The following is a 516-nucleotide window of genomic DNA, read 5'->3' as shown; positions in this document are numbered from 1 at the left end:
CGAAATTTGTCGATGGTGTAGAGTTTGGCTCGGTTGACGGAATAATGACTTGCCGAATTGTAAAGAGCCGCGTCTTCGCATAGCTCGGCAACTTTTTGTGCAAGCAGATTGCTATCACCGACTTCGAACAGATATTCTGAGCTGCCGGTAAACTCATCTAATCCCGGAACATCGGACGCGAGTACGGGCAAACCTGCTGCCATCGCTTCTACGGCGGCGAGCCCGAATCCTTCAACGTGGGAAGATTGCACGTAGATATCCATATCGCTGAGAAAGAGAGGGATATCGGATACGACTCCGTGAAAATGCACGCGAGGTGAAACGTTTAACGATTGAGCGAGTAGTTGAAGCGAGGCTTTTCTTTCTCCATCTCCGGCAAGGTGTAAGTGGTAACACTCAGGCAGTTTTGCGATGGCGTGAATTAACGTTTCGTGATCTTTGTGTTCATGTAGTCGGCCGACCATGCCAATGTTGATGGTTGCTTTCTCGCTGAGATCGTGGGCTTGTTTGGCCGTC

The 516-nt window shown here is 49.8% G+C and carries 1 protein-coding gene; it reads right to left on the bottom strand.

The features are described 5' to 3' along the window. A partial coding sequence (locus R7190_RS30840) for a glycosyltransferase (RefSeq protein ID WP_318138339.1) occupies positions 1-516 on the bottom strand: 516 nt, incomplete at both ends.

The organism is Vibrio sp. 1078-1, from assembly GCF_033340475.1.
Note: the sequence above shows the minus strand (reverse complement) of the source record. Positions and strands in the feature narration are given on the sequence as shown.